The organism is Microbacterium sp. G2-16M (genome assembly GCF_055809115.1).
The window spans coordinates 2,268,875-2,293,921 of the sequence record NZ_CM147897.1; the positions used below are offsets into that span (position 1 = coordinate 2,268,875).

Here is a 25,047-nt window from a genome sequence, read left to right on the forward strand (position 1 = left end):
TCTCAGCGTATCCGCCGAGACCGCGTGCGCTCAGGCCAGGGCGCCCATCGGGTCCCACGCCGGCAGCTCGAGCGGCTCGGTCGTCAGCGCCGCCTGCAGCTCGGCCGGCAGCCGGTCCTTGCGCACCACCACCTCGAAGACATACTCGTCGAACCACGAGCCGGCCATCGTGTAGAAGCCCTTGTCGGCGTTCTCGGTGCCCCAGCTGTTCTCCACCCGCCAGCGGCGGGCCGCGCCGTCCTCGTCGAGGTCGACACCGGTGAACAGCATCGCGTGCGTCATCGCCGACTCTCCGAAGCGGACCCGCTCCTCCTTGGTCGTGGACAGGTCGACCCCGTACACGCCGGCGTAGTCGAACAGGTCGGCCGCCCACAGCCCGTCCTTGCGCGCCATCTGCGGACCCACGTCGCACCCGAACCAGACCGGCTCGCCGTCGACGATCGTCTGCGCGGCGATCCGCTTGATCAGGTCGATGTCCACGTTCAGGTAGACGACCGGGTCGCCGCCGACCACGTTGCCCAGATGCGCGACGGTCAGCGCGGCGCCCTTCGGGTGCTCGGGGCGCGGGTCATCGACCAGGCACACGTAGTCGGCCAGGTCGATGTCGGTGTACGCGGCGAGGAAGGACTGCGGGGTGAACGAGCCGGCGCGGTGGAACTGCTTCTCGTCGTCTCTCCACTGCCACTCGAACTCGGTCGGCGGCACTCCCAGGTGGATCGTGAGGATCCGGTGCGTGTCGGTGAGGATCTGCTCCTTCAGCCGCTGGAGCTCATCGGATGCCGCATCGGCCGCGGCGGCCTGGCGCAGCATCCGCGCCCCACGGCGCAGCTGGGTGCGCAGCGACGAGTTCATCCGCGCCGTGTTCGCCGACGACTCGGTCTCGGGCATCAGCTCCTTGGGCACGGCGCCGTGCTTGGCGAAGACCGAGACCTCCATGTTCCACTGGCCGCCGTCGCCCATCAGCTGCTCGAGCAGGAACGCCATCAGGCGATCGTCCGGCGCGGTGCCGGCGAGCTCGATCATGTCGTCGAGGAAGTAGTTGGCCCGCTCGATCTTGTCCCAGTACATCGCGTGGTTCTGGCTGAACTCGAAGTCCTTCACACCCAGGACGCGGCGGGCATCGGCCCGCAGCAGGTTCAGCGCCGCGAACAGCCAGCACCGCCCCGACTTCTGCTGGTTCGTCGCCGCCCAATCGTCCAGCCGGTGCGACATGCTCAGCCGCGTGTCGACCACCCGCGCCCGGTTCAGGGCGACCTCGTCGATCGGAGTGCGGGTGACGGCGTTCATCGCTCGCACGGCAGACGGGTCGGCCAGGAACTTTTCGCGCCAGTGCGCGACGGTGGCCTCGTCGAGAGGAGTGCGGGGGGATGCCGCCGCGTGAGCGGCTGCGGCCGTCTGGGGATCGTCGAGAAGCGTCATCCCTCCAGCCTGCCACTGCCGCCCGTCGGCCGCACTCTCGGACGCCCGCGCGCCCACCCCCGCCGCCCGGATGGAGTCAGCCCGCGGCTTTCGCGACCAGTGCGCGCACCCGCTCCTCGACCTCGGGGGTGAACTCGATCAGCGCATAGACCGTGGGCCACATGGGCCCGTCGTCCAGCTGGGCGGCGTCGTTGAAGCCCAGGGTCGCGTAGCGCGTCTTGAATTTGCCCGCCGGCTGGAAGAAGCACAGCACGGCGCCGTCCTGGGCATACGACGGGAAGCCGTACCAGGTCTTCGGCTCGAGCTGCGGGGCCACCTCGGTCACGATCTCGTGCAGCTTCTCGGCGAGTTCCTTGTCGAGGCCGTCCATCCCGGCGATCGCCTCCTGCAGCGCCTGCAGTCCCTGCGCGCGCTTCTCCGCGCCCTTGGCCGCCTGCTTCTCGGCGCGCAGTTCCGCCGCCCGCTGCTTCATCGCGGCCCGCTCGTCGGCGCTGAACCCGCTCTTGCCGGTCTTCGCGGCTGTCTTCTCGGCCATGAGCCTTCCCTTCGTCGTGGTGGATTCCACGTTACGGATGCCGCGGCCCCCGCGCTTCTCGAATCCTGCTCGACCGTCGACTCGATCGACGACGTGCTGGCACAGGTCGAGCAGGCCGGCGGAGTGGTCCTCACCCCGCGGAGCCCGATCTCGGAGACGAGCTGGTGGGCGGTGTTCGAAGACCCGGACGGCAACGTGATCGGACTGTTCGAGGGGACGATGGGCTGACCCGCGCCAGCGGCAGGCGCCAGGCGGCGGCGAGCTGCAGCGCCACCGCAGCGACGATCAGCACGCCCAGGGGGACGTGCAGCCACGGGCCGATGTGGATTCCGGCGTAATACTGCGCGGTCTCGGCGACGGCGATCGCAAGGGAGGAGGCGAACGGCCATCGTCGGCCCAGCCGTACCAGGACGACGATCGCGACGATCACCTGCAGATAGCCGATCGCCGTGGTGAGGTTGGCGCCGATCAGGTGCAGACCGAGGCCGCCATGGTCGCCGGAGAGGAGGATCCCGGCGAACACCGGCTGGCCGATGAGCGCCACCATGTGGGCGCTCACGACCCCGCGGAAGACCCATCCGCTCGCGTCGGCCCGCCGCTCGACGACGGATGCCGCGGTGATGCGCTCCGTCATGACGCGGCCCCACTCGCCCGCACGAGGGCGATGTCCCCGGCATCCACTGTCTCCGGCCGGCGTCCTCCCCGAGGCCAGGGAACGGAACCGGGCCGACGCGCCTCGAGGCGGATCTTGCCCACGGCGACCCTCGTCGACAGCTCTTTGTATGCCACGCCGAGGCTCCCGGACAGGCAGCCATCCATCGCGACGTCGTCCTTGTGCGCGAACTGCCGGACGGCGGCGCGGCGTCCGAGGCTGACGCACGCGCCGGTGAGGGCGAGGTCGATCGCCCTCGGCTCGGTTCCGGCGATGCGACTCAGCACGGTGTCGGCGGCCTGGGCGCCGAGCGGGCCTGCGGCCTGGCAGCTCATGCGCAGCGGTCGCCCCGATGGCGCGGCGGCGTCGCCGGTGGCCACGATCCGATCGTCGTCAAGGCTCGTGAGCGTCTCGTCGGTGAGCAGCCGTCCCACCGCATCGGTGCGCAGCCCGCTGTCGGCGGCCAGCGTCGGCACCCCGAATCCGGCCGTCCAGAGCGTCAGCGCGCTCGCGCGCACCGTGCCGTCGGCCAGCACCACCGCCGTGCGTCTCACCTCGACCACACGCTGCCGTTCGAGCACGACCACACCGTGCCGCGACATCCACCGTGCGATGTGACGACGTACGCGGTCGCTCAGGTATGGCGAGAGTCCCTCGGCGCAGACGAGCGTGACCGACCGGCCCGTCCCGGCCAGCTCGGCGGCCGTCTCGATCCCGGTCAGCCCGCCGCCGATCACGGTGATCGGGGCGTCCGCCGGCAGCACGTCCAACGCGGCGCGCGCCCCCTGCGCTGACTCGAACTCGGCGACCGACAGCGCGTGCTCGCGGGCGCCGGCAACGGATGCCGGAGGCTCGCCGGTGCTGCCGACGGCATAGATCAGGCGGTCGTACGGCAGGGTGCGCCCCGAGGCGAGGAGAACGCCGCACCCCGAGGGGTCGATTCGCGTGACGGTGTCGACCACCAGGTCGACCGGGGGCGCGAGGATCCTCCGGTAGTCCACGATCGCCGCGGCGGTGCCGGCCACGAACTGGTGCAGCCGTACCCGCTCGACGAACATCGGCCGGGGATTGATCAGCGTGACGCGCACCTCCGGGCGCTTCCGCAGCCGGTTGGCCGCAAGCGCCCCGGAATACCCGCCGCCGATGACGAGGACCGACGTGTCGTGATTGAGTGTCGACATGAGAGGCTCCCTTCCTTGGTCTCACCCCTCCGACCGCACAGCCGCCCGGATCGTCAGGTCGCCGCACCTGACGAATCACGGTGCTGCGCGGTCGGATCGGTGAGAGACATCCCGAAGGGGGAATGGGCGAGATCATGACCGACACGTACCCGCCGCCCGACGAGCCCGACCTGAGATCGCAGGAGGTCGAGGGGGAGCGTCGTCAGCTGATGAACGTCGCCTATCGCCTGCTCGGCTCGGTCGCCGACGCCGAGGATGTCGTGCAGGAGGCCTACGTCCGCTGGTACACCCGGTCGCGGGTCGAGCGGGATGCCATCGCCTCACCGGGCGCGTGGCTGACCACGGTCGCCACCCGGCTCTGCCTGAACCTGCTCACCTCGGCCCGGGTGCGCCGCGAGAGCTACGTGGGCGAGTGGATCCCCGAGCCGGTCCCCGGCGGATCGGACTGGCGCGTCGCGCTGTCCGGCGATGCCCCGGTCGACCCGGCCGATCGGGTCACGCTCGACGAGTCGATCAACATGGCGTTCCTCGTCGTCCTGGAGTCCCTGACGCCCGCAGAACGCGTCGCCTTCATCCTGCACGACGTGTTCTGCTATTCCTTCGCCGAGGTGGCCGACATGGTCGGTCGAACGGCCGGAGCCTGCCGGCAGCTGGCATCGTCCGCCCGCACACGCATCCGCGCGGCGCGCACGCCCGCCCCGCCGACCGCCGAGCAGGCGGCGGTCATCCGAGACTTCAAGCGTGCCTGGGAGCACGGCAAGATCGACGCCCTCGTCGCCCTCCTCGCCCCCGATGCCATCGCGGTCAGCGACGGCGGCGGGCGGGTCAACACCGTGCTGCGTCCGATCGAGGGCGCGGAGCAGTTCGCACGCGCGTTCGTCCGGCTCCGGGAGCTGTTCACCGGGCTGATCATCCGGGAGCGGACGGTGAACGGCCAGCCCGGTCTGGTGGCCGTCCGGGACGGTGTCATCGTGTCGGTCTACGCCTTCCAGGTCGCGCACGGCCGGATCACGCACATCTGGGTGGTGCGCAATCCGGACAAGCTGCGCTCCTGGACCGCGGCGTGACGCCACCGCCGCAGGATCGGTCAGGGCACGAGCACGATCTTGCCGCGTGTGTGCCGGCGCTCCAGATCGGTGTACGCCGCCCGCACCTCGGCGAGCGGATAGCGGGCCGCGATGGGCACCTCCAGGCGCCCGGCGGCGATCTCGTCAGCGAGCGCCGCGAGCACGGCGGGCGTGGCGGCCGCGTCGTGTCCGACCCACTGCGCGCCCTTCTCTCGCGCGGTGAAGTCAGCGATGGTCGCGACGCGCGCCGGCTCGACGCCGAGGTCGAGTCCGAGCTCGATGTATCCGCCTCCGTGCGTGTCCAGCAGCGCCGCGATCGGCCGGCCCTCGGCAGCAGCACGGATGCGGTCCGCCAGCCCCTCGCCGTGATAATCGACCGGAACCACTCCGAGCCCGCGCAGCCATTCGTGGTTCTCCGGGCTCGCCAGCCCGATCACCCGCGCTCCCGCGTTGCGGGCCAGCTGGGTCGCGAACACTCCGACCCCGCCCGCGGCCGCCACGACGACCACCGTCTGGCCGGACTGGATGCCGACGGCATCGGTGATCGCGCGGCCCGAGGTGCCCGCCACGAACAGCGCCCCCGCGACATCCCACGGCACCGCGGCGGGCTTGCGCACGAGCTGGTCGTCGTCGACGGCCACCAGCTCGGCGTGGCTCGCGCGATCGTTGGTGAAGCCGAAGACCTCGTCGCCGACCGCGAACCCGGTGACCTCCGCGCCGACCTCGGTCACGATGCCGGCCAGGTCGCTGCCCTCGCCCTCCGGGAAGTGCGCGGGCCAGCGGGCGTCCAGGTCGCCGCGTCGGATCGCCGCCTCGCCCGGGTTGATGCCGGCCGCGCGCACCCGCACGATCACCTGATGCGGTCCGGGCGCCGGATCGGCGACCTCCCGCACGTCCAGAACATCCACGTCGCCGTACCGGTCGAATCGCACTGCCTTCATGCCAGCGCCAACCTGACCGGCCTCGGGGGTATTCCACCTCGGGTCTGAACGATATATCGTTGACTATCGGTAACGCCCCTCGGTGGGGCACCGTCATCGAACGGAGGATCACCATGAACGGTTCGTATTCGAGCGGACGACCCGACGATCACTCGCACCGCCCGGACTTCGGGCCGCTGGGCTTCGGACTGTGGGATGCCGTCGGCAATCTGCGGGAGGCGTTCGAGCAGCGGGTCGGTCCGCGGATGGGGCGCGGCGACGTGCGCGCGGCGATCCTCGCCCTGCTCCGGGAGCAGCCGATGCACGGCTACCAGCTCATCCACGAGATCGAGGAGCGCTCCGGCGGCGCATGGAAGCCGAGCCCCGGATCGGTCTATCCGACCCTGCAGCTGCTGGCCGACGAGGACCTCGTCGAGGTCGACCACGCCGACGGAAAGAAGACCTACTCTCTGACCGACGCCGGCCGCGAGCAGGCCGAGGCGGCCGAGGGCGACGCGCCGTGGGAGTCGTCGATGGCCAAGAGCGCCGCGCGCGCCGCCGCGCTGCCCAAGGCGGGGGCGAAGCTGGCGCAGGTGGCCATGCAGGTGGCCCACGACGGATCCGCCGACCAGGTCGAGCAGGCGGTGGCGGTCATCGACGACGCCCGGCGTAGGCTCTACTCGATTCTCGCGCAAGACTGAGCGGATGCCGCCGGCGAGGCCGGGGCCAAGGGGAGCCGATGACCGACGCCAGGGCGACGCGTGTCCGCTATCGCCGGATCATGCGCTTCGCGCTGCGCCACATGGTGCAGGAGTGGTGGTTCGGCCTGGTGCTGCCCCGCATCGGCCTCGGCCGGCTGGCCCGGGCCGGCCGGTCCGCCCGGTTCGAGCGGATCGCCCGGCGCTTCCACGTGCTGGCGGTCGATCTCGGCGGGCTGATGATCAAGGTGGGGCAGTTCCTCTCCTCCCGGCTGGACGTGCTGCCGCCCGAGATCACCGGTGAGCTCGAGTCGTTGCAGGACGAGGTGCCGCCGGTGCCGTTCGCCCCGATCCTCGAGCTCGCCGAGACCGAGCTGGGGGTGGCGCTGGATCGGGCGTATTCCTTCTTCGATCCGGAGCCGGTGGCCGCGGCATCCCTCGGGCAGGTGCATCGGGCGCGACTGTCCACGGCCGATGCCGCGCAGGCGGGAGTCACGGACGTCGTCGTGAAGATCCAGCGGCCGGGGATCGACGCGATCATCGAGGTCGACCTCGCGGCGCTGCGGCGGATCGCGGGATGGCTCAGCCGGGTGCGGTTCATCGCCGCGCGCGTGGACCTGCCGGCCCTGGTCGAGGAGTTCGCGGTGACCAGCCGGCAGGAGGTGGACTACCTGCACGAGGCGGCGAGCGCCGAGCGCTTCGCCGAGGATTTCGCGGACGACGCACGGGTGGATGCGCCCCAGCCGGTGTGGGAGCGCACCACCCGGCGCGTGCTGACGCTGTCGGACGTGACCGCGATCAAGATCAACGACATCGCCGGGCTGCAGTCCGCGGGGATCGATCCGGCCGAGGTGGCCGACACGTTCGCGGGCGTCATGTTCGAGCAGCTGTTCATCCATGGCTTCTTCCAGGCCGACCCGCACCCGGGCAACATCTTCGTGACACCGCGACCGGGCACCGAACGCGGCTGGTCGCTCACGTTCGTCGACTTCGGGATGATGGGCGAGATCCCGGACGGGCTTCGGCAGGGTCTGCAGAAGGTGCTCATCGCGGTCGCCGCCCGCGACGGCAAGGGGCTGGTCGGCGCGATCCGCGACATGGGCGTGCTGCTGCCGGGGGCCGACTCGGGCGAGCTCGAACGGGCCATGCACGAGCTGTTCGACCGGTTCGGCGGCATGGCGCTGTCGGATCTGCAGCAGGTCGACCCGCGCGAGTTCGAGGACTTCGCCCGCCGGTTCAGCGACGTGATGCGCACGATGCCGTTCCAGCTGCCGGAGAACTTCCTGCTCATCATCCGGGCGGTCTCGGTGATGTCCGGCGTGTGCACCGCCCTGAACCCGCGGTTCAACATGTGGCACGCGGTCGAGCCGTATGCGCAGCGGCTGCTGCGCGACCAGGGCGGCAGCACGGTGCGCGAGTTCGCCCGCCAGGCGCTGACCGTCGCCGGGGTCACCGCGCGGCTGCCGCAGCGACTGGACTCCCTCGTGAGCCTCCTCGAAGAGGGCCGGCTGACCGCGCACACGCCGAGCGTCGACCGGCGCATGCGCCGGCTCGAGCGCGCGGCACGCCGGGTGGTCTCGGCGGTGCTGTTCGCCGGACTGCTCATCGGCGGCATCCTGCTGCGGCCGAGCGACGACGTCCTCGGCATCGTGCTGATGTCGATCTCGGCCCTGCCGCTCCTGCACGCGCTGTTCGCCGGCTTCGGCGATCGGTCCGGCGGCTCGAGGTAGCCCGCGCCCGCGCGCCGAGCTGACGGCCGGCGTCGTCCCACCGGTCCTCCACCTGGGCGGCCTCGATCTCGGCGAAGTCGACCGAGTCGATGATCACCCGCGCGGAGTGGTAGCCGCCGAGCCGCTCGTGCACCAGCTCGTTCACCAGCCGGTAGTACTCGGCCGTCGACTCCCAGCTCATCCCGCCCAGCATCCCGATCGTGCGCATGGAGTCAGTCTCGCCGATCGGCGTCGTCGGCGCGTCGCGACGTGCCCCGCCGGCTCCGGTCGGCGGGCGGATCCGGCGATCCGGTGGGGGCGGCGCGGCATACGCTGAGGGGATGAAGGCCCCGCAGACCACGACCGATGTCCGCTCGGCGCTGGCGGCGCTGGGCCGGACGGGCTTCGACTGGCGGCAGTTCGCCTCGGAGCGGATGTCGGTGAACGCGGAGCTGGCGCGGCGATCCGCGGTACTCATCCTCTTCGGTCCGCTGGACGGTGTCCTGCACGGGGACGGCGCCCACCCGGATCCCGTCGACCCGGCGCATGCGGACGTGCTGCTGCTGCGCCGCGCATCGAGTCTGCTGCATCATCCCGGCCAGATCGGGTTTCCCGGTGGCGGGGTGGAGCCGGCCGACGGCGACATCCGCGCCACCGCCGTGCGCGAGGCGGTCGAAGAGACCGGGCTCGACCCGGACGGGCTCGAGCTGTTCGACCCGCTGCCGGACCTGCCACTGGCGGTCAGCAACCACCTCGTGACCCCGGTGCCGGCCTGGTGGCGGCATCCATCCCCCGTGCACGCGGTGGATGCGGCCGAGACCGCCGAGGTCTTCCGGGCGCCGGTCGCGCGCCTGCTCGACCCTGCCAACCGGGTCAACGTCACGCGCATGCGCGGGGTGGACCTGCCCCCGATGCCCGCCTTCGAGCTCGACGGACGGCTGATCTGGGGATTCACCGCGATCATCCTGTCCGGCATGTTCGACACGCTGGGCTGGACCGTGCCGTGGGATGCCGCGCGCACAGTCGAGCCGGACGTGTAGCCGGACCGGACCGATCCGTCGGGCGGCGCTACGCGCGCCGGAGCACCTTGTCCATCGCTTTGCCGCGCGCAAGCTCGTCGACGAGCTTGTCGAGGTAGCGGATCTTCTGCATCAGCTGGTCTTCGATCTCTTCGACCCGCACCCCGCAGATCATCCCGGTGATCAGCGACACGTTCGGGTTCAGCCGCGCGTCGGCGAAGAACTCCTCGAAGGTCGACCCGTCTGCGAGGTGGCGATGCAGCTGCGCGTCGTCGAAGCCGGTGAGCCAGCCGATCACCTCGTCCAGCTCTTCGGCGGTACGGCCCTTCTTCTCCAGCTTGGTCAGGTACAGCGGGTAGACCGCCGCGACGCTGGTGGTGAAGATCCGGTGCATGCCTCCAGGGTACTTGGGGCGACCTCGGTCGAGCGGGTGGTCACCCCGCGATCAGGCCGTCCCGGGCTCGCGGCCCTCGTCCAGGAATGCTCGCGCCGCGGCGTCCGCCGCGGCGAAGGCGGCGAACGCGAAGCGCCCGCCGACCGAGATCCGCGCCACACCGAGTGCCCGCAGTTCCGCGACGCCCGGGCCGCCGCGCCGCAGCAGCACGTTGACCGGACGGTCGACCGAGGTCACGACCGCGCGGATGTCGTCGGCGCGCATCAGCCCCGGGGCGTAGAGGACGTCGGCTCCGGCATCCTGATACGCCTGCAGCCGGGCGATCGTGTCGGGCAGGTCCTCCCGCCCGTGCAGGAAGTTCTCGGCCCGCCCGGTGACCACGAACGCGGGGTCGACGGCGTGCGCGGCCTCCGCCGCGACACGCACGCGTTCGGCTGCTGCGGCGGAGTCTCGGATCGGCGCCGCGTCGTCGGGCACGGAGTCTTCGATGGATGCCCCGGCCAGGCCGATCCGGGCGGCGCGGGCGTACGTCTCGGCGACCTCGTCGAGACCGTCGCCGAACCCGCCCTCCAGGTCGGCGCTGATCGGGATGTCGACGGCGTCGACGAGCGCGGCACAGTGCGCGAGCACGATGTCGCGCGACAGCTCACCGTCGCTGTGACCCAAGGACGCCGCCAGCCCACTGCTCGTGGTGGCCAGGGCGGCGAAGCCGAGGGCCGCGAACCGCCGTGCCGAACCGACATCCCACGGGTTGGGCAGCAGCAGCGGCGTCCGCTCGTAGTGCAGGGCGCGGAATCGTTCGGTGATGGCGGGCGCGGGCATCGGAGCCTCTCCTTCCGACGCCGAGACCGGCGCCTTCCCCGGTTATAGCACCGGCCGCCGACGCGATCGCGGTCAGCCCTGCTGGAGTGGACATGGTCTGATCCTAAGAACCGACCGCAGGTTCGGGAATGGCCTCCGCGTCGCCGGTCACGCCTCGAGGTCGGCCCAGCCGGCGATGTCGACACCGTGGTTCTCGGGCGAGGCGACGGTCCAGGTCCTGGGCATGAACTCCCCGGTGACCACACGCCCGCCGTGGTCCAGCGCCGCCTGCCGGCGCTCGTCGGCGACATCCGCCGGCACGGACAGGTCGATGTGCGTGCGCCCGCGGCCCGGCTTGGGCGGGGTGAGCTCGTGGAACCACAGATGCGGGCCGCGGCGCAGCGGATCGATCAGGTCCTCGTCGCCGACCCGGATGTATCCGAACACGGACTCGAAGAACGCGCGGGTGTCGATCCCGGCATCCTGCGCGATCGCGATCCCGACCACCTTCAGCAGGCCCGGATCCGCCTGCAGCCCCCGCGCATGCGCGGCGCGGCTGATCGCCACGGCGAGGTCGGCGTCCTTCCGGCTGAGCGCCCCGTCCATGCGCGAGAAGGTGCGGATCACCACGCCCTCGGGCCGCACGTCCACGTCGGGGTCGTGCCCGACCTCGACGGCTGCCTGTGCGATGTCGGCCGTGAACGCCACGGCCTCGGCGAACGACCCGGTCCGGTAGAACGCATGCGCGCCCCAGAACAGGACGCGCCAGTCCTCGGTGCCGGCTGTCGCGTGGAAATCCTTCGGGAACAGCTGAACGACGGCATCCTCCGTCGACTCGACCATCGTGATCCTCCTTGATGACGCGGTTCGTCTCGTACCCGCCACACGATAGGCGTCACCGACGACACGGCCTCCTGCCGCACCGACGCCGCTGTGGGCTACTGCCTCGTCGTGCGCTCGATCGACATGACCAGGATGAGGCGGTGCTCCTTGTCGGCCGGCGGCGTCGTGCTCGGGTTGCCGTAGCGGTTCTGCAGCCGGACGTAGAACGCGCCCTCCGGGTCGGGAACGGCCTCGACCAGTCGGCCGGCCACCTCCAGATAGCGGAAGGGATGCTCGGGGTCGAGGATCGACAGGGCCATCGAGGGATTGCGCTGCAGATTGCGATACTTCTGTCGCCGGTTCGTGTGCGTGAACCGCACGTGCTCGCCGTCGAATTCGAACCACATCGGCGTCACCTGCACCGTGTCATCGGGGCGGATCGTGCCGAGGTGCCCGTACAGCGGCAGCTCGAGCAGGTGGCGGCGATCGGCGGGGATGAGTGTCTCGAGATCGGTCATTCCTCCAGCATCTCAAACCCGTCCGGTCAGCGGTGCGCGGCGTCCGCGCCCCCAGCACCACCCCCGTGATCACCAGGACGAGCCCGACCGCCTGGGCCGGGCCGAAGCGCTCACCGGCCAGGACGACGCCGAGAACGACGCCGGTGACCGGGTTGAGCAGGCCGATGACGCCGACCGCACCGCCGGTCAGATGGCGCAGACCGGTGAACCATGCGGCGTACGCGAGCACGGTGGCCACGAGGATCACGTAGGCGAATCCGGCGAGCGCCGGCACGTCCAGGGCGGGCGGCGCGCCCTCCACCAGCACGGCGAACGGCAGCACGACGATCGAGCCCGCCGTCAGCTGCCACGCGGTCATGGTCAGGGGCGGGACATCCGGTCCCCATCTGACCGTCAGGATGAAGCCGAGCGAGCTGGACAGCATCGCCGTGACCGACGCGACGACCCCCCACGGATCGATGGGGCCGGCGCCCCAGCCCATCATGATGACGACGCCGACGATGCCGACGACGGCGCCGGCCACGGCGGCGGGGCGCGGACGCTGATCGAGGATGAGGCGGCTCAGCAGCAGCATCGCCGCCGCCGAGAGGGACATGAGCGTGGCGGCGAGGCTCGTCGGCAGGCGCTGCGCGACCACAAACACGAGGACGTTCAACCCGCCGACGGTCAGCGCCCCAAGCACGAGCGAGCGCCACCACCACGAGCCATGCGGCGCACGACGGACCCAGAGCAGCACGATGAGACCCGCGGGAAGGCACCGGATCACACCGCCCCAGAGGGCGGCGTCGGGGAGCACCTGCCGAGTCACGAAGTACGTGCTCCCCCAGGCGATCGGTGCGATCGCCGTGATGAGTGCCCAGCGTCGCGTTTTATCTTCCATGGAAGACAGACTAGCTTCCGTGGAAGGTAACATGAAGCATGGCCGCGAACAGCTCTCCCGACCGAGTCGATCGGATCCTCGCTCAGTGGGGTCGTGAGCGTCCCGATCTGGACACCACGCCGCAGGCGGTGATCGGGCGACTGCATCGCGTCGCGCTCGCCCTGACCGCCCGCCTCGTCGAGGTCTATGCCGCGCACGGCCTGAGCGAGCCCGAGTTCGACCTGCTGGCGACCCTGCGTCGCACCGGCGAACCGTTCGCGCTGCCGGCAGGCGAACTCGCCGAGCACACGATGGTGACGTCCGGGGGGCTCACCAAGCGGGTCGATCGGCTGGTGGCACGCGGCCTCGTCGAGCGTCTGGGTGCGGAGGGGGACGCACGGCGGCGCCTCGTCGCCCTGACGCCCGCCGGGCGTGCATTGATCGACGCCGCCTTCACCGACCATGTCGCGAATGAGCAGCGACTGCTCGCGGAGCTGGGACAGGATGCCGCGGCCGTCGCTCCGATCCTGAAGCGCTGGCTCGCCCTACTGGAGTGAGGTCGCGGGGCGCTGGGTGCGGTCCCGTCGAACCGGTCAGTCACCAGCTGAACCGGTGTCGCCGGCTCGGGCTACGCTGCCTTCATGTCCTCGTTCGGCACGCTTGCCACTCCCGTGGGCATCCTCGGCGTCACCAGCGATGGCGACGCGATCACGGGCGTCGGCTGGCGGATGACGCGGTCGGCCGACGCCGACACGGCCGACCCGCTGCTCGCCGAGGCGCTCGCACAGCTGACCGCGTACTTCGCGGGAGTGCGGCGCCGGTTCGACCTGCCGTTCACCCTCGCGCAGCAGCCCGAGGGTACGCGTGCCGTGCTCACGGCACTGCACGCGACCGTCGACTACGGCGACTCGATCACGTACGGCGAGCTCGCCGCGCGGAGCGGCACCGACATTCCCGCGCGCGGCATCGGCGCGATCATGGGCGCCAATCCGATCCCGGTGATCGTGCCGTGCCATCGGGTGCTGGCCGCCGACGGCCTGGGGGGTTACTCCGGCGGTGGCCCCGGTCAGGGACCGGCCACCAAGCGCTGGCTGCTCGAGTTCGAGGGCGCGCTGCCCGCCCCGCTGTTCTGATGCTCGGCGTCCCGCTCTCCTCGGCCATCTGGACCGCCGCGCATCTCGGTCACCGCTCGTCTCCCTCAAACCTCGATGCTCGCGACGAGCACTGCCGGTTTCCCGGATGCACCCAGCCCACGTGGCGATGCGACCTCGACCACACCGTCGACCATGCGCGCGGCGGCAAGACATGCGCCGGCAACCTCGCCCACTTCTGCCGGCGCCATCACATCCTCAAACACCACTCGCCGTGGCGGGTCGAGCAGCTGGGCCGCGGCCGCCTCAGGTGGACGAGTCCGACCGGCCGCGTCTACCTCGATCGCCCGACCCCGACGGTGCAGTTCGTTCCCGACCCTCCACCATTCTGAGCGCACGAACGGCTCACGCCCGCGCCGGCTTTCCACCCATACTGAAGCAGTGCACGTTCGGACCCGGGCACGGCGGGAGCACACATGATCGTCGTCGGGCTGATCCTCGCGGTCCTCGCGGGCCTGATCCACGTGTACATCTTCTGGCTCGAATCGGTGGCGTGGACGAGCACTCGCGCTCGCGCCGTCTTCGGGATGACGGCGGCACAGGCCGAGCAGACCCGGCAGCTCGCGTTCAACCAGGGCTTCTACAACCTGTTCCTGGCGGTCGCGGCCTGTGCCGGGATCGTCGTCTGGGTGTTCGGAGCCCAGACCGTCGGCGTCACTCTCGCCTTCACCGGCACGGCGATGATGCTCGCGGCATCCCTGGTCCTGTTCAGCTCCGCGCCCGACAAGCGATCCGCGGCGACCACTCAGGGTCTCGTGCCGCTCCTCGCGATCGTCGCGCTGATCGTGGGGCTCGCCGTCGCGTGAGTGCGGGATGCCGGTGACCCGGTCCCGGGCTCCGTCAGCATCCGCCCGACTTCGCGCCGTCGCGGTGCCCGGATGCGGAGGAGCGCGCCGACGAGCAGGATGACGGCGACCGCTGCGGTGACCGCGGTGGTGCCGACCGCGAGCAGGAGCACGACGGCGACCAGGCCGAGAATCACGGCTTGTCGAGCGCGACGCACGGAGCCGGTCGGAGCCGGCATCGGGCGACGTTCCAGCCCGGCGAGCGCCCAGGCGACGACGGCGGTGAGCAGCACGGCGAGCGCGAGCCACAGCGGGCGGGTCATCCACCAGCTCGCGCTCGACGGTTCCGGCAGGGCGAGACCGCTGCTCATCGCGACGAGCGCGGTGATACCGGCCAGCGTCAGCAGCACCGGCATGTGCCAGAGGTAGATCGTCATCGTGCGGGCGGTGACGAACCGCGTGAAGGCAGCGACTCGGGGGCGCCGGCTGACAGCGGTGAGCGGAGCGCGCAGGAGCGAGAAGAGCGCCGTCTGCGCCACCCCGACGAGCAGCAGCGCGGCGGTCGGCGGGTTGAGGTTCTCGAGGAGATCCGGAGAGAACACGCCGATCACACACCCCGCGGCGAACACGGCAGCCGCCGCGATCGCCGCTCCAGCGCGCACGCGGCGCGGGAGGGCGTCGATCCGTCCCTCGGCGAGGAAGAACCCCAGCTGCTGCAGCGCGAGCCAGATGAAGGCGAGGTTGAGGAAGCCGATAGCGCCGACCCCGGTGATCCCGCGGACGACATCCACGAGGATCGCTGCCGCGGCGAGCGCGCCCACGGTGCGCATCGGCGCCCGCTCGTGCGCGGCCAGCAGGGCCGGCAGCAGCGCCTGGCAGAGCAGGAACACGCCGAGGAACCAGAGGGGCTGGCTGTAGCGGAACCCGGCGATCTGCACGATGTCACCCGGTACACCGCAGATCGCGAGCAGCGCGAGTCCGATGCCGACGGCGCCGATCGACAGCACGCCCGGCAGCAGCAGCCGGTGCACTCGCGCCGTGACGAAGCCGACCGACGTGCCGCCCTGGGCGCGCAGTCGGCGGTAGGCCACCGAGCCGGCATACCCGCCGATCACGAAGAACAGCGGCATGATCTGCGCGACCCAGGTCAGCGGCACCAGCCACGGCGCCCCGTCGGCGGCGTTCTCGAACACCGGGCCGGCCGGGCCGATGGTGACGCCGACCATGAGGGCGTGCAGCAGCACGACCGTGGCCACGCACAGCGCCCGGACCAGATCGATGGCGGTGTCGCGCCCGACGCGCTGCGGCGCCGTTCGGCCGGTTGGCAGAGGGACGGTGGGCGTGCGCACCGAGCGCGCAGGCATGATGGCCATGGGGGTCCTCCTCGAGTGGATCTCGAGGAGGCTATGGACGCGGTGGGTGCCGGCACATCACCCCCCGGTGCCGTTCCCGCCCCTACCCAGGCGTGAGATCCGCGCCGGACCGCGGCGTCGAACCGGTCAGGAGTGCGTGCAGGTGGGATGCCGCGGCCAGAAGTGCAATGCTGCGCTCGGTGAGGCCGGCGAGCCGATCATCGAGCATCGCCCGTGCCCGCTCGGCGTCTCCGTCGGTGCGCAGCCGGTCGAGCACCCCGGCGATCTCGGGGATCCGGTAGCCGCCGCCACGCAGCGCGGCGACGATGCGCGCCTCGGCGATCGCCGAGGCGCGGTAGCGCCGAGTCTGGGTCGCGGGCAGACGCTCCGGGATGACGAGCCCCTCGCTCTCCCAGTGCCGGAGCGCAGAGGTGCGGACCCCGAGCGCCTGGGCGAGCTCGCCGATCGTCATGGCATCCCGGTCATCGAAGTCCGCCGTGACGCGGGTGTCGGCCAGCACGGCGTCGAGGCCGCGGCGCGCCTCGCGGACCCGCGCGCGGTCGCGGGCGAGGGCCGCGTGGAGGTCGTCGATCCTCTCCGCCGCGACGTCCAGGGGACTCGTCAACAGCACGGGCATGAGGCGGCGTGCGGGCACCGGACCGATCGCCACGGCGAGGGCGCGGTAGGCGCGCAGCGCGGCGAGGTGCCGGTGCTCGTACTGCCGGTATCCGTTGCGTGCACGCTCCGCGGCGGGCAGGATGCCGAGGCGCTCGAGGTCGCGCACCTGCTGGGTGGAGTAGCCTGCCAGGCGGCCGATCTCGGCCGTCGTCAGGCGCGGCACTTGAGGGTTCGGCATCCTGTCTCCGCTCGTTGAGCCGTTGAAGTCCACATAAGCACATGAAGGTGACGATGGAAGCATGGATATGCAGCAGATCATCGATGCCGTCGAAGGATTCGACGGAGCGCTCGTGTTCGTCCCGCGCGAGGGCGGCCCGTTCCCCGAGCTGGCATGGGGAGACGCCTTCTTCTACTACGCCCCGGACGGCGTGATGCCCGCGCGGACCCAACCGTACGGGACGATCATCACGAAGAACTACCCCGACGACGAGGCATCCCGCCTCGACGATCCCGATCGGTTCCGCGTCAACATCCACGTCGGGCGCGACATCGCGGCGCAGCTTACGGCGGACGACGACGATCCCGCCGATGTGGATGTCTTCGTCCCGCATCCGCTGTACGGCGCGGCGGGCTGGGTCTCGGTCGTCAATCCGGGAGCACGGACGGCCGAGACGGTCATCGCCCTGCTGCGCGACGCGCACGCCGACGCGCAGGCCCGCGCGGTCCGCCGGGCGCAGCGCGGATAAGGTCCGCGGGGCCGCTCGGTCCGGGGATGCTGGCGTCCGGTCGGCTCGGAGCGATCATCCGCGACATCCAGGCCGCCGTTGACGGGTGAGGTGGACCGAACGGGATTACGGTGACGACATGGACCATGTCGATCAGCTGCCGGACCGCCCCGCCCCCGACAACCCTCCCGGCAAGCTCGTGCTGATGCGACACGGCGAGACCGAGTGGTCGAAGGCCGGCAGGCACACCGGGCTCACCGACATCCCGCTCACCGCGCGGGGCGAGGAGCTCGCCCGTTCCGCCGGGGCACTCGTCCGGGGGTACGACTTCCGGCTCGTGCTGAGTTCGCCGTTGCAGCGCAGTCGGCGCACGGCCGAGGTGGCCGGGCTGCACGCGGACGTCGATCCGCTGCTCGTCGAGTGGGACTACGGCGGATACGAGGGGCGAACGACGAAGGACATCCGCGCCGAGCTGGGCTACAACTGGACGGCCTTCACGCACGGCGTGATCCGCGGTGCGACCCCGGGTGAGACCGTCGAAGAGGTGGCCGCACGGGCGTCACGCGTGCTGACCCGCGTGCTGCCGGCGATGGCGGAGGGGGATGTCGCGCTGGTGGCCCACGGCCACTATCTGCGCATCCTGACTGCGGTCTTCCTCCGTCTGGCACCGCGTTTCGGCGCGATGATCTCGTTGGATGCCGGATCGGTCTCGGTGCTCGGCTTCTACCGGGAGCAGCCCGCGATCCTCGCGTGGAATCACGGTCCGGAGCTGCCGCTGGCGCCCTCGGAGTCCTGAGTCCGAGGTCGTTCGGGTCCGGATCGGACGCGGCGCTGGCTACAGCCCCTCCACCTCGTACCGTCGCTGGATGCCGGCCGTCGCGCGACCCCAGTCGGATGCGGTGACGCGGGCCTGATGCCGGCGGTAGGCCGCGGCATCCGCGAATCGCTCGTCGACATGCCAGACGAGCGGATCGGCCGTGGCGACCACCTCGAACGACAGACATCCGGCCTCGGCGCGCGTGAGCGCGACGTGCTCGGGAAGCGCGTCGGCGACGACGTGCGCCTCGTGCGGGTCGCGACAGATCAGCTCACCGGACAGATGTATGCGGGACACCACACCATCTTCCGGCATCGATGCTTCCGGGGCGGAGTCAGGCGGGCAGGCTCTCCTCGATCGCCGCGATGACCGTCGGGTCGTCCGGCACGGTGTGCGGGCGGAAGCGGTGGACCTGGCCCGCGGGGCTGACGAGGAACTTCTCGAAGTTCCAGGTGACCCGCCCGGCCTTGCCCGAGGCATCCGGCGTCTTCTTCAGCTCGGTGTAGAGCGGGTGCTCACGGCGCCCGTTGACGCGGATGCGGTCGAAGATCGGGAACGTGATGCCGTAGGTGGTGGAGCAGAACTCCTTGATGGCGTCGTTGCTGCCGAGCTCCTGCAGGAACTGGTTGCTCGGGAAGCCGAGCACCTGCAGCCCGCGGTCGCCGTACTCCTGCTGCAGCTTCTCCAGCGTCTCGTACTGGGGCGCCAGTCCGCACCGCGAGGCGACGTTCACGATCAGCACCGCCTTGCCATCGAATGCGGAGAGGGACGTCTGCGTGCCCTCCATGGTCTTGATCGGGATGTCGCGGAGGCTCATGAGCAGTGAAACGTCGAACGCCGCGCGTCCATTCCGGCGCATCGTTCGAGGGTGCATTGCGAGCGCAGCGGCGAGAGGTCGCCGCCCTTCGTAGGACCCCGGCAACCGGCGCTACTGGAAGTCGCCCGCCGGGGCCATGTCGGCGAAGCGGGAGAAGTGGCCCTGGAACGCGATCTCGATGGTCGCGGTCGGGCCGTTGCGGTGCTTGGCCACGATCAGGTCGGCCTCGCCGGGGCGGCTGTCCTTGTCGTAGACCGACTCGCGGTGCAGCAGGATCACCATGTCGGCATCCTGCTCGATCGACCCCGACTCGCGCAGATCGCTGACCTGGGGCTTCTTGTCCTGCCGCTGCTCGGATCCACGGTTCAGCTGTGAGAGCGCGACGACCGGCACCTGCAGCTCCTTGGCCAGCAGCTTCAGCGCACGCGAGAACTCGCTGACCTCCTGCTGGCGCGACTCGACGCGCTTGCCGCTGGTCATCAGCTGCAGGTAGTCGATGATCACCATCTTCAGGCCCACGCGCTGCTTGAGCCGGCGGCACTTGGCCCGGATCTCGACCAGCGTCATGTTCGGGCTGTCGTCGATGTACAGGGGCGCGTCGTTGATGCGGCCGCGGGTGGCGGCCACCGTGGTCCAGTCGCGCTGGTCGAGTGATCCCTTGCGCATGTTCTGCAGCGGGATGGCGCCCTCGGCCGACAGCAGGCGCATGGCGATCTCGCTGCGCCCCATCTCGAGCGAGAAGAAGATCGTCGGCATGTCGTGCTTGATCGCCGCCGCCCGGGCGAAATCCAGAGCGAGCGTCGACTTGCCCATCGCCGGACGCGCGGCCACCACGATCATCTGGCCGCCATGCAGCCCGTTGGTCAGTTCGTCCAGCTCACGGAACCCGGTCGGGATGCCGGTCATCTGACCGTCACGACCGCGGGCCGCCTCGATCTCTTCGACCGCGGCATCCACCGCCATCGTCAGCGGCACGTAGTCTTCGGACGCCTCGATGCCGGTCACCGAGTAGATCTCGGCCTGGGCGTTGTTGACCAGGTCGAGCGCCTCGCCCTGGCCGGAGTAGCCCATCTGCACGATCCGCGTGCCGGCCTCGACCAGGCGGCGCAGCAGCGCACGCTCGGACACGATCGACGCGTAGTATCCGGCGTTGGCCGCCGTCGGCACGATCGAGGTGAGCGTGTGCAGATAGTCGGCGCCGCCGGCCCGTTGCAGATCACCGGTCTTGATCAGCTCGTCGGTGACGGTGATGACGTCGGTGGGCTCGCCATGCGAGTAGAGGTTGAGGATCGCCTCGAAGATCAGCTCGTGCTTGGGGACGTAGAAGTCGGCGCCGCGCAGACTCTCGATGACGTCGGCGACGGCATCCTTCGACAGCAGCATCCCGCCCAGCGCACTCTGCTCGGCGAGGATGTCGTGCGGAGGGGTCCGCTCGTGCTCTCGGGGCGGTCCGCCCAGGCGCTCGTCGGAGATGTCAGCGATCGACACGTCGTCTGTCCTCCTCCACGATGTCTGGCACGCATGAACCTGCACATCAGGAGGATGTCGCCGGTCGATGCCGCGCTCGTGAGCACAGCACACCACGGACCCCCGACATCCCTCGCCTGTGACGGATGCTCTCCCCCGGATGAACCAGAGACCACGCTATGCACCGTGCAGATCGCCCGCAAACGTCCCTGTGGATAACTATGTGGAGAGATTGGGCAGAACGCCGGTGAGCCTGTGTACAAGCCCTGTGGACAACAGAGGTGTAATTCGCGAAAGTCAGGTTTTTTCTCCCGCTTGACCTGGCACTCTTGTCTGCACAGCCTGTGGATGGATCTGTGTTTGAAGTAGCGGTTTAAAGTTCCGTCGTCGCAGTGAGTTATGCACAGCATACGCCCGAATGCAAGTCGGGCCGAGACCTGCGTGAGCGGGGCCGTTCGCCCTGATCAGCGGCCCTGGTCAGAGGCGAGATGCGCGCCGGCGGACCACGATGTTCTGCACCAGCAGCGTGACTCCGAGGAAGAACAGCACCGGCCCGGTGGTGACCACCGCCGCCGCACCGAAGTCGCCTCCGACCAGTCCCAGAGCGAACCGCAGGACGATCGACACCGCCCACAGCGCCACCGTCACCACGGTGTACCGCGACCACACGACGTCGTCGACAGCGTGGAGCTGCACGCTCGCGCCGCGCACCCATCCGAGCCCCACCGACAACGCCACGTCGATCGTCAGCACCAGGGCATCCACGAGGTGGAATGCGGACGTGGCCATCACCGCCGGAAACAGAACGGCGATCCCGGCGACGATCAGGACAATCGGCAGGATCACGAGGCGGGGTCGGATCGGCCGTGCGCGAAGCCTGGTCAGGACGACCACCACGACGATGGCCAGGCCCAGCAGCACCTGCGGCGGCATGCCCGCCACGACCGCGCTCATCGACCCGCACCGGTCACAGCGGCACGGCCCCCGTCGCGGGGCCCGGCCGCGATCTGCGGGCAGGGCCAGGCCGCATCGGGCCGCTGGATCGGGTCGGTCATGAGGTCTCCTCAGCGGCCATCGGGGTTCTTCGGCGAAGCGCCGGTACCGACATCCAGCGGCGGATATCGGGGTGGGTTCGACCGGACAGAAGCCGGGCGGGAGGCGGTGCGCTCGATGCGCTCGGCGCGCTCGGTCCGCATGCCACGGTAGCGGATCAGCATCGCGCGCGACACTGCCGCACGGTATGCCCGACCCGTGGGACCCGGGAGTGTCGCGGCATCCGTCTCCGCCGCCGGGATGAGGACTCAGGGTCCTCCCGACCGCATCCGGCTAAAATCCCTCATGGCGCGTTCTTTCGGGGCGCGCCCGCGGAGCCGTCGAGAACGGAGACATCGCTGGGGCCACCGCGGCGGGCTGGGGCCGCCGTCCATCCGACCGCCAGGTCTCTGCCGATCCGCTGAGGAGCAGCACATGCCGAACACCAAGGAGATCGCCGCCACCATCCGAGTGGACGGATCGGTGACCCTCGAGGTCGACGGCCGCGTCGAGACCCTCGCGACGACTCGCCCCGAAGACGCGCGCCGTGAGGTCGTGCAGCGCGCCGGCATCCGGGCGGCATCGCTCGGCCGGCCGGTTCCCGTCATCGTGACCGAGCCGGATGGCGCGGTCCAGCTGGTCGTCGCCGCCGACGGATCGGTGACCGTCGTCGAGGACACGCATCCGGCGCCCGCGCCCGCCGACACGCCCGTCCCGGATGCTGCGCCCGCCGCTGCCGCGCCGGTCAGCGCGGTCCCGGCCGCCGCGGCGGCCACCGCGGCACCGGCCGATCCGGCACCGACCACAGCGGTCCCCACCGCCGCCCCTGCCGCGTCGCAGCCCGCGTCGCCGCAGCCGGCGTCCCAGCCCGTTCCCCCGGCCCCGCAGTCGGCGTCCCAGCCAGCATCCCCGGCACCGGCGCAGCCCGCGTCGCCGCAGCCGGCAGCACCGCAGGTCGCCGCATCCGTCGCCGCCGCCGCGCCGCCCATCACCTCCGTCCCGGCCGCCGCCCCCGCGCCGACCCAGGGTGAGGCATCCGTGCCCCGCACACAGGAGCGCCAGTCGTTCCTGAAGCACGAGCAGGCGGAGCGGCCCGCCTCGAAGGGCTGGCGGGGCGGACTCGTCCGCATGGGGCTGCGCGTGCCGCCGAACGCGAGCGAGCGGGCCGAGCGCGACGACCTGCACGCCGTGTCGCAGCACTGGCCCGGTCCGCGCACGATCGCCGTGGTCAACGGCAAGGGCGGCGCCGGCAAGACCCCCACCACGATCAACCTCGCGGCCGTGTTCGCCCGCCACGGCGGAGCCGGCGTCCTCGCCTGGGACAACAACCAGACCCGCGGCACCCTGGGCTGGCGCACCGAACGCGGTCCGCACGAGTCGACGCTGCTCGAGCTGCTCCCGCAGACCGGGCGCCTGCTCGGCACCAGCGCGCAGTCCGCCGACCTGGCGCGCTTCGTCCACCACCAGACGGCCGACAAGTACGACGTGCTGCGCTCGAAGCCCGCGGTTCTCGCGAGCGAGCAGCGGATCACCGCGCAGGATGTCTCCGCCATCCACGCCGTGGCGGCGAAGTACTACCGGCTCATCGTGATCGATTCGGGCAACGACGAGACCGACCCGCTCTGGCTGCAGATGATCGAGCACACCGATCAGCTGGTGATCGCCACGACCACGCGCGACGACCACGCCGAGGCCGGGGCGCTCCTGCTGGAGGGGCTGGCCGACCGCGACGAGCGCTCGGCCCGTCTTGCGGCGAACGCGGTGGCCGTGGTCACCCAGGCCGATCCGAAGGCGACGGATGCCGACATCCGGCACGTCGCGGACGGCTTCCGCGCGATCGCACGCGACGTCGTCAGCATCCCCTTCGATCCGACGCTGGTCGACGGCATCATCACCTTCGATGCCCTGCGGGCCGACACCCGCCGAGCCTGGCTCGCCGCCGCCGCGGCCATCGCCCGCGGCCTCTGACCCGCGCTCGCGGCCACGCGACCCCTCCGTGCGCCGCTCGCGCCGGCTTCGGCAGCGCGCAATTCGTCGCGCTGTCGTTTTCCGCTTCCGCGCCCGTAAATCGCGGGCGCGGAAGCGGATTTCGATAGCGCGACCGACATCCGCCGCGGGAAAACGACAGCGCACTCCGAAAACGACAGCGCAGCACGAGCGCGTCACCGCCGACGCGAAGAGCGCCGGGCGAACGGCGCCAACGCCAGCACCAACGCCGACGCCAGCGCGAACAGCACCAACGCCAACAGCGCCAACGCAGAAGGCCGCCGACCCGAAGGTCGGCGGCCTCACGGCGATCGCGCCTACTTGGCGGCGACCACCTGCAGCGTGATCACGGCGGTCAGCTCGTCACGCAGGCGAACGGTCGCCTCGTGCTGGCCGGTGGCCTTGATCGGCGCGGTGATGTGGATCTTGCGCTTGTCCAGTTCGCCCAGACCCGCGGCCTTGACCGCGTCGGCGATGTCGCCGGTCTTGACGGCGCCGAACAGTCGACCCTCGGTGCCGGCCTTGACGGCCAGGCGCACGATGTTCGACTCGAGGGCGTCCTTGAGTGCGACGGCCTCTTCGTGGTCGTGGATCGCGCGGGAGTCGCGGGCGGCGCGGATCGACGCCACCTGCTTCTCGCCACCGCGGCTCCAGGCCACTGCGAAGCCCTGGGGGACGAGGTAGTTGCGGGCGTACCCGTTCTTGACCTCGACCACGTCGCCGGCGCTTCCGAGCCCGGCGACCTCATTCGTGAGAATCAGCTTTGCCATGTCGATACCCCTTACCGGCCGGCGCCGGCGTAGGGCAGAAGAGCCATCTCGCGCGCGTTCTTGATGGCGCGGGCGATGAGGCGCTGCTCCTGCACGGAGACACCGGTGATACGACGGGCGCGGATCTTGCCGCGCTCCGAGACGAACTTGCGAAGGGTGGCGACGTCCTTGTAATCAATGACGCCGACCCGGATCGACTTCGCGGGAGCGGCGTTCTTCGCGCCCTTCCGCGGCTTGCGGCGGTCGCCGCTCGACTTTCCAGCCATTGTTGCTTCCTTAGATCAGATGAGAGTTGTTCGCGACGGATGCCTCGGTCAGACGCAGACTGTCGCTCGGGCTTCGTCTCGCTCGCGCTTCGCGCGGGCTCGCTCAGCCTTGAGTCGCGGTCGCATCAACGCCGCTGCGCGGCATTGATCCGGCCCGGATCAGAACGGCGTGTCGTCCCCGTAGGAGCCGGGCGCGGCCCAGCCGTCGGCGCCGCCGTTCGACCCGGGGGTCGACCACGGCTCGTCCGAGCCCTGCGGGCGCGCCTGTCCGCCGGCATTGCCGCCGCCCGAGCCGGACGACGCCGCGCGCGTGACCTGGGCGGTCGCGTAGCGCAGCGAGGGGCCGATCTCGTCGACCTCCAGCTCGATCGAGGTGCGGTTGTTGCCCTCGCGGTCCTGGTACGAGCGCTGCTTCAGGCGCCCGCTCGCGATGACGCGGGAGCCCTTGGTCAGCGACCCCGCGACGTGCTCGGCGAAATCGCGCCACACGCTCGCGCGGAGGAACAGCGCTTCGCCGTCCTTCCACTCGTTCGCCTGACGGTCGAACGTGCGCGGCGTCGACGCGATCGTGAAGTTCGCGACGGGCAGTCCCGACTGCGTGTAGCGCAGCTCCGGGTCGGCCGTGAGGTTTCCCACGACGGTGATGATCGTCTCGCCGGCCATCGCG

At 70.8% G+C, this 25,047-nt stretch carries 31 protein-coding genes; 11 read left to right on the top strand and 20 right to left on the bottom strand.

Features of this window, described 5'->3' with window-relative positions; all coding sequences use genetic code 11:
- Positions 1 to 30: 30 nt before the first annotated feature.
- The 4 genes from AC0L6F_RS10755 to AC0L6F_RS10770 form a co-directional block, all read right to left on the bottom strand.
- Entirely contained in the window at positions 31 to 1,419 is a 1,389-nt protein-coding gene (locus tag AC0L6F_RS10755; protein ID WP_274636591.1) for a C1 family peptidase, read from the bottom strand.
- A 76-nt stretch (positions 1,420 to 1,495) separates the two neighbouring features.
- On the bottom strand, positions 1,496 to 1,954 hold the full coding sequence (locus AC0L6F_RS10760; RefSeq protein ID WP_473537901.1) for an iron chaperone: 459 nt from the start codon (positions 1,952 to 1,954) through the stop codon (positions 1,496 to 1,498).
- A 130-nt stretch (positions 1,955 to 2,084) separates the two neighbouring features.
- On the bottom strand, positions 2,085 to 2,588 hold the full coding sequence (locus AC0L6F_RS10765; RefSeq protein ID WP_473537902.1) for a hypothetical protein: 504 nt from the start codon (positions 2,586 to 2,588) through the stop codon (positions 2,085 to 2,087).
- Positions 2,585 to 3,787, bottom strand: coding sequence for an NAD(P)/FAD-dependent oxidoreductase (locus AC0L6F_RS10770; RefSeq protein ID WP_473537903.1), 1,203 nt, complete (start codon positions 3,785 to 3,787; stop codon positions 2,585 to 2,587). Before AC0L6F_RS10770 ends, AC0L6F_RS10765 begins: the two co-directional genes overlap by 4 nt.
- Positions 3,788 to 3,921: 134 nt before the next feature.
- Here AC0L6F_RS10770 and sigJ point away from each other — a divergent pair, with 134 nt between their 5' ends.
- A complete protein-coding gene (sigJ, locus tag AC0L6F_RS10775) occupies positions 3,922 to 4,854 on the top strand; it encodes an RNA polymerase sigma factor SigJ (protein ID WP_473537904.1) in 933 nt (310 codons plus the stop codon).
- Between the two features lie 20 nt (positions 4,855 to 4,874).
- Here sigJ and AC0L6F_RS10780 read toward each other — a convergent pair whose 3' ends face one another.
- Entirely contained in the window at positions 4,875 to 5,795 is a 921-nt protein-coding gene (locus AC0L6F_RS10780; RefSeq protein ID WP_473537905.1) for an NADP-dependent oxidoreductase, read from the bottom strand.
- A gap of 113 nt (positions 5,796 to 5,908) precedes the next feature.
- Here AC0L6F_RS10780 and AC0L6F_RS10785 point away from each other — a divergent pair, with 113 nt between their 5' ends.
- The 3 genes from AC0L6F_RS10785 (at position 5,909) to AC0L6F_RS10795 (ending at position 9,221) form a co-directional block, all read left to right on the top strand.
- Positions 5,909 to 6,475, top strand: coding sequence for a PadR family transcriptional regulator (locus AC0L6F_RS10785; protein ID WP_473537906.1), 567 nt, complete (start codon positions 5,909 to 5,911; stop codon positions 6,473 to 6,475).
- 38 nt (positions 6,476 to 6,513) lie between these two features.
- Positions 6,514 to 8,202: an ABC1 kinase family protein gene (locus AC0L6F_RS10790; protein WP_473537907.1), complete on the top strand. Its 1,689-nt coding sequence runs from the start codon at positions 6,514 to 6,516 to the stop codon at positions 8,200 to 8,202.
- A 320-nt stretch (positions 8,203 to 8,522) separates the two neighbouring features.
- Entirely contained in the window at positions 8,523 to 9,221 is a 699-nt protein-coding gene (locus AC0L6F_RS10795) for an NUDIX hydrolase (protein ID WP_259610803.1), read from the top strand.
- A 28-nt stretch (positions 9,222 to 9,249) separates the two neighbouring features.
- Here AC0L6F_RS10795 and AC0L6F_RS10800 read toward each other — a convergent pair whose 3' ends face one another.
- The 5 genes from AC0L6F_RS10800 to AC0L6F_RS10820 form a co-directional block, all read right to left on the bottom strand.
- Entirely contained in the window at positions 9,250 to 9,594 is a 345-nt protein-coding gene (locus AC0L6F_RS10800; protein WP_473537908.1) for a DUF2200 domain-containing protein, read from the bottom strand.
- Positions 9,595 to 9,645: 51 nt separating this feature from the next.
- Entirely contained in the window at positions 9,646 to 10,416 is a 771-nt protein-coding gene (locus AC0L6F_RS10805; RefSeq protein WP_473537909.1) for an isocitrate lyase/PEP mutase family protein, read from the bottom strand.
- Between the two features lie 147 nt (positions 10,417 to 10,563).
- On the bottom strand, positions 10,564 to 11,238 hold the full coding sequence (locus AC0L6F_RS10810; protein ID WP_473537910.1) for a 4a-hydroxytetrahydrobiopterin dehydratase: 675 nt from the start codon (positions 11,236 to 11,238) through the stop codon (positions 10,564 to 10,566).
- 95 nt (positions 11,239 to 11,333) lie between these two features.
- Positions 11,334 to 11,735: a PPOX class F420-dependent oxidoreductase gene (locus AC0L6F_RS10815; protein ID WP_473537911.1), complete on the bottom strand. Its 402-nt coding sequence runs from the start codon at positions 11,733 to 11,735 to the stop codon at positions 11,334 to 11,336.
- On the bottom strand, positions 11,644 to 12,615 hold the full coding sequence (locus AC0L6F_RS10820) for an EamA family transporter (protein ID WP_473537912.1): 972 nt from the start codon (positions 12,613 to 12,615) through the stop codon (positions 11,644 to 11,646). Before AC0L6F_RS10820 ends, AC0L6F_RS10815 begins: the two co-directional genes overlap by 92 nt.
- Positions 12,616 to 12,653: 38 nt before the next feature.
- Here AC0L6F_RS10820 and AC0L6F_RS10825 point away from each other — a divergent pair, with 38 nt between their 5' ends.
- The 4 genes from AC0L6F_RS10825 to AC0L6F_RS10840 all read left to right on the top strand — a co-directional run bounded on the left by AC0L6F_RS10825 (position 12,654) and on the right by AC0L6F_RS10840 (position 14,551).
- Entirely contained in the window at positions 12,654 to 13,151 is a 498-nt protein-coding gene (locus AC0L6F_RS10825; protein ID WP_274636609.1) for a MarR family transcriptional regulator, read from the top strand.
- A gap of 84 nt (positions 13,152 to 13,235) precedes the next feature.
- On the top strand, positions 13,236 to 13,727 hold the full coding sequence (locus AC0L6F_RS10830) for a methylated-DNA--[protein]-cysteine S-methyltransferase (protein WP_274636610.1): 492 nt from the start codon (positions 13,236 to 13,238) through the stop codon (positions 13,725 to 13,727).
- Positions 13,727 to 14,077 (top strand): HNH endonuclease signature motif containing protein, encoded by a 351-nt coding sequence (locus AC0L6F_RS10835; protein WP_473537913.1) that lies wholly within the window; start codon positions 13,727 to 13,729, stop codon positions 14,075 to 14,077. Before AC0L6F_RS10830 ends, AC0L6F_RS10835 begins: the two co-directional genes overlap by 1 nt.
- An 84-nt stretch (positions 14,078 to 14,161) precedes the next feature.
- Complete coding sequence (locus tag AC0L6F_RS10840) at positions 14,162 to 14,551, top strand: DUF1304 domain-containing protein (protein WP_274636611.1); 390 nt, start codon at positions 14,162 to 14,164, stop codon at positions 14,549 to 14,551.
- Here AC0L6F_RS10840 and AC0L6F_RS10845 read toward each other — a convergent pair.
- On the bottom strand, positions 14,491 to 15,903 hold the full coding sequence (locus tag AC0L6F_RS10845; protein ID WP_473537914.1) for an acyltransferase family protein: 1,413 nt from the start codon (positions 15,901 to 15,903) through the stop codon (positions 14,491 to 14,493). The two genes, AC0L6F_RS10840 and AC0L6F_RS10845, sit on opposite strands and share 61 nt — an antisense overlap.
- 82 nt (positions 15,904 to 15,985) lie before the next feature.
- Positions 15,986 to 16,738 carry a MerR family transcriptional regulator gene (locus tag AC0L6F_RS10850; RefSeq protein ID WP_274636613.1) on the bottom strand — a complete coding sequence of 251 codons (753 nt, stop codon included), beginning with the start codon at positions 16,736 to 16,738 and terminating at the stop codon, positions 15,986 to 15,988.
- A 61-nt stretch (positions 16,739 to 16,799) separates the two neighbouring features.
- Here AC0L6F_RS10850 and AC0L6F_RS10855 point away from each other — a divergent pair, with 61 nt between their 5' ends.
- Together AC0L6F_RS10855 and AC0L6F_RS10860 are read left to right on the top strand one after the other, a co-directional pair.
- Entirely contained in the window at positions 16,800 to 17,246 is a 447-nt protein-coding gene (locus AC0L6F_RS10855) for a DUF6194 family protein (protein ID WP_473537915.1), read from the top strand.
- Positions 17,247 to 17,364: 118 nt separating this feature from the next.
- A complete protein-coding gene (locus tag AC0L6F_RS10860; RefSeq protein WP_473537916.1) occupies positions 17,365 to 18,021 on the top strand; it encodes a histidine phosphatase family protein in 657 nt (218 codons plus the stop codon).
- Positions 18,022 to 18,060: 39 nt separating this feature from the next.
- Here the strand turns inward: AC0L6F_RS10860 and AC0L6F_RS10865 are convergent, their stop codons facing one another.
- The 5 genes from AC0L6F_RS10865 to AC0L6F_RS10885 form a co-directional block, all read right to left on the bottom strand.
- Entirely contained in the window at positions 18,061 to 18,339 is a 279-nt protein-coding gene (locus tag AC0L6F_RS10865; protein ID WP_473537917.1) for a putative quinol monooxygenase, read from the bottom strand.
- A 37-nt stretch (positions 18,340 to 18,376) separates the two neighbouring features.
- Positions 18,377 to 18,859 (bottom strand): glutathione peroxidase, encoded by a 483-nt coding sequence (locus tag AC0L6F_RS10870; RefSeq protein WP_473537918.1) that lies wholly within the window; start codon positions 18,857 to 18,859, stop codon positions 18,377 to 18,379.
- A gap of 111 nt (positions 18,860 to 18,970) precedes the next feature.
- Complete coding sequence (dnaB, locus tag AC0L6F_RS10875) at positions 18,971 to 20,347, bottom strand: replicative DNA helicase (protein WP_473537919.1); 1,377 nt, start codon at positions 20,345 to 20,347, stop codon at positions 18,971 to 18,973.
- Positions 20,348 to 20,803: 456 nt separating this feature from the next.
- Entirely contained in the window at positions 20,804 to 21,280 is a 477-nt protein-coding gene (locus AC0L6F_RS10880; RefSeq protein ID WP_473537920.1) for a hypothetical protein, read from the bottom strand.
- Positions 21,281 to 21,390: 110 nt separating this feature from the next.
- On the bottom strand, positions 21,391 to 21,555 hold the full coding sequence (locus AC0L6F_RS10885; protein WP_473537921.1) for a hypothetical protein: 165 nt from the start codon (positions 21,553 to 21,555) through the stop codon (positions 21,391 to 21,393).
- 238 nt (positions 21,556 to 21,793) lie between these two features.
- Between AC0L6F_RS10885 and AC0L6F_RS10890 the strand changes: the two genes are divergently transcribed.
- Complete coding sequence (locus AC0L6F_RS10890) at positions 21,794 to 23,326, top strand: MinD/ParA family ATP-binding protein (RefSeq protein ID WP_473537922.1); 1,533 nt, start codon at positions 21,794 to 21,796, stop codon at positions 23,324 to 23,326.
- Positions 23,327 to 23,661: 335 nt separating this feature from the next.
- Here the strand turns inward: AC0L6F_RS10890 and rplI are convergent, their stop codons facing one another.
- The 3 genes from rplI to AC0L6F_RS10905 form a co-directional block, all read right to left on the bottom strand.
- Positions 23,662 to 24,114 (bottom strand): 50S ribosomal protein L9, encoded by a 453-nt coding sequence (gene rplI, locus AC0L6F_RS10895; RefSeq protein ID WP_259610832.1) that lies wholly within the window; start codon positions 24,112 to 24,114, stop codon positions 23,662 to 23,664.
- 11 nt (positions 24,115 to 24,125) lie between these two features.
- A complete protein-coding gene (rpsR, locus tag AC0L6F_RS10900; protein ID WP_259610833.1) occupies positions 24,126 to 24,380 on the bottom strand; it encodes a 30S ribosomal protein S18 in 255 nt (84 codons plus the stop codon).
- Between the two features lie 159 nt (positions 24,381 to 24,539).
- The gene (locus tag AC0L6F_RS10905) at positions 24,540 to 25,043 is read right to left on the bottom strand and encodes a single-stranded DNA-binding protein (protein WP_259610834.1); all 504 of its coding nucleotides are present in this window, start codon (positions 25,041 to 25,043) and stop codon (positions 24,540 to 24,542) included.
- Between the last annotated feature and the right edge of the window lie 4 nt (positions 25,044 to 25,047).

Bases quoted from the DNA above. Each gene is read 5' to 3' on its own strand.
- AC0L6F_RS10765 (WP_473537902.1), bottom strand. From the start codon at position 2,588: ATGACGGAGCGCATCACCGCGGCATCCGTCGTCGAGCGGCGGGCCGAC.
- AC0L6F_RS10810 (WP_473537910.1), bottom strand. From the start codon at position 11,238: ATGGTCGAGTCGACGGAGGATGCCGTCGTTCAGCTGTTCCCGAAGGAT.
- rplI (WP_259610832.1), bottom strand. From the start codon at position 24,114: ATGGCAAAGCTGATTCTCACGAATGAGGTCGCCGGGCTCGGAAGCGCC.
- AC0L6F_RS10800 (WP_473537908.1), bottom strand. From the start codon at position 9,594: ATGCACCGGATCTTCACCACCAGCGTCGCGGCGGTCTACCCGCTGTAC.
- AC0L6F_RS10825 (WP_274636609.1), top strand. From the start codon at position 12,654: ATGGCCGCGAACAGCTCTCCCGACCGAGTCGATCGGATCCTCGCTCAG.
- AC0L6F_RS10840 (WP_274636611.1), top strand. From the start codon at position 14,162: ATGATCGTCGTCGGGCTGATCCTCGCGGTCCTCGCGGGCCTGATCCAC.
- AC0L6F_RS10835 (WP_473537913.1), top strand. From the start codon at position 13,727: ATGCTCGGCGTCCCGCTCTCCTCGGCCATCTGGACCGCCGCGCATCTC.
- AC0L6F_RS10805 (WP_473537909.1), bottom strand. From the start codon at position 10,416: ATGCCCGCGCCCGCCATCACCGAACGATTCCGCGCCCTGCACTACGAG.
- sigJ (WP_473537904.1), top strand. From the start codon at position 3,922: ATGACCGACACGTACCCGCCGCCCGACGAGCCCGACCTGAGATCGCAG.
- AC0L6F_RS10880 (WP_473537920.1), bottom strand. From the start codon at position 21,280: ATGAGCGCGGTCGTGGCGGGCATGCCGCCGCAGGTGCTGCTGGGCCTG.
- AC0L6F_RS10815 (WP_473537911.1), bottom strand. From the start codon at position 11,735: ATGACCGATCTCGAGACACTCATCCCCGCCGATCGCCGCCACCTGCTC.
- AC0L6F_RS10755 (WP_274636591.1), bottom strand. From the start codon at position 1,419: ATGACGCTTCTCGACGATCCCCAGACGGCCGCAGCCGCTCACGCGGCG.
- AC0L6F_RS10870 (WP_473537918.1), bottom strand. From the start codon at position 18,859: ATGAGCCTCCGCGACATCCCGATCAAGACCATGGAGGGCACGCAGACG.
- AC0L6F_RS10890 (WP_473537922.1), top strand. From the start codon at position 21,794: ATGCCGAACACCAAGGAGATCGCCGCCACCATCCGAGTGGACGGATCG.
- AC0L6F_RS10795 (WP_259610803.1), top strand. From the start codon at position 8,523: ATGAAGGCCCCGCAGACCACGACCGATGTCCGCTCGGCGCTGGCGGCG.
- AC0L6F_RS10855 (WP_473537915.1), top strand. From the start codon at position 16,800: ATGGATATGCAGCAGATCATCGATGCCGTCGAAGGATTCGACGGAGCG.
- AC0L6F_RS10830 (WP_274636610.1), top strand. From the start codon at position 13,236: ATGTCCTCGTTCGGCACGCTTGCCACTCCCGTGGGCATCCTCGGCGTC.
- AC0L6F_RS10860 (WP_473537916.1), top strand. From the start codon at position 17,365: ATGGACCATGTCGATCAGCTGCCGGACCGCCCCGCCCCCGACAACCCT.
- AC0L6F_RS10845 (WP_473537914.1), bottom strand. From the start codon at position 15,903: ATGGCCATCATGCCTGCGCGCTCGGTGCGCACGCCCACCGTCCCTCTG.
- AC0L6F_RS10850 (WP_274636613.1), bottom strand. From the start codon at position 16,738: ATGCCGAACCCTCAAGTGCCGCGCCTGACGACGGCCGAGATCGGCCGC.
- AC0L6F_RS10905 (WP_259610834.1), bottom strand. From the start codon at position 25,043: ATGGCCGGCGAGACGATCATCACCGTCGTGGGAAACCTCACGGCCGAC.
- AC0L6F_RS10820 (WP_473537912.1), bottom strand. From the start codon at position 12,615: ATGGAAGATAAAACGCGACGCTGGGCACTCATCACGGCGATCGCACCG.
- AC0L6F_RS10760 (WP_473537901.1), bottom strand. From the start codon at position 1,954: ATGGCCGAGAAGACAGCCGCGAAGACCGGCAAGAGCGGGTTCAGCGCC.
- AC0L6F_RS10790 (WP_473537907.1), top strand. From the start codon at position 6,514: ATGACCGACGCCAGGGCGACGCGTGTCCGCTATCGCCGGATCATGCGC.
- AC0L6F_RS10785 (WP_473537906.1), top strand. From the start codon at position 5,909: ATGAACGGTTCGTATTCGAGCGGACGACCCGACGATCACTCGCACCGC.
- rpsR (WP_259610833.1), bottom strand. From the start codon at position 24,380: ATGGCTGGAAAGTCGAGCGGCGACCGCCGCAAGCCGCGGAAGGGCGCG.
- AC0L6F_RS10780 (WP_473537905.1), bottom strand. From the start codon at position 5,795: ATGAAGGCAGTGCGATTCGACCGGTACGGCGACGTGGATGTTCTGGAC.
- AC0L6F_RS10770 (WP_473537903.1), bottom strand. From the start codon at position 3,787: ATGTCGACACTCAATCACGACACGTCGGTCCTCGTCATCGGCGGCGGG.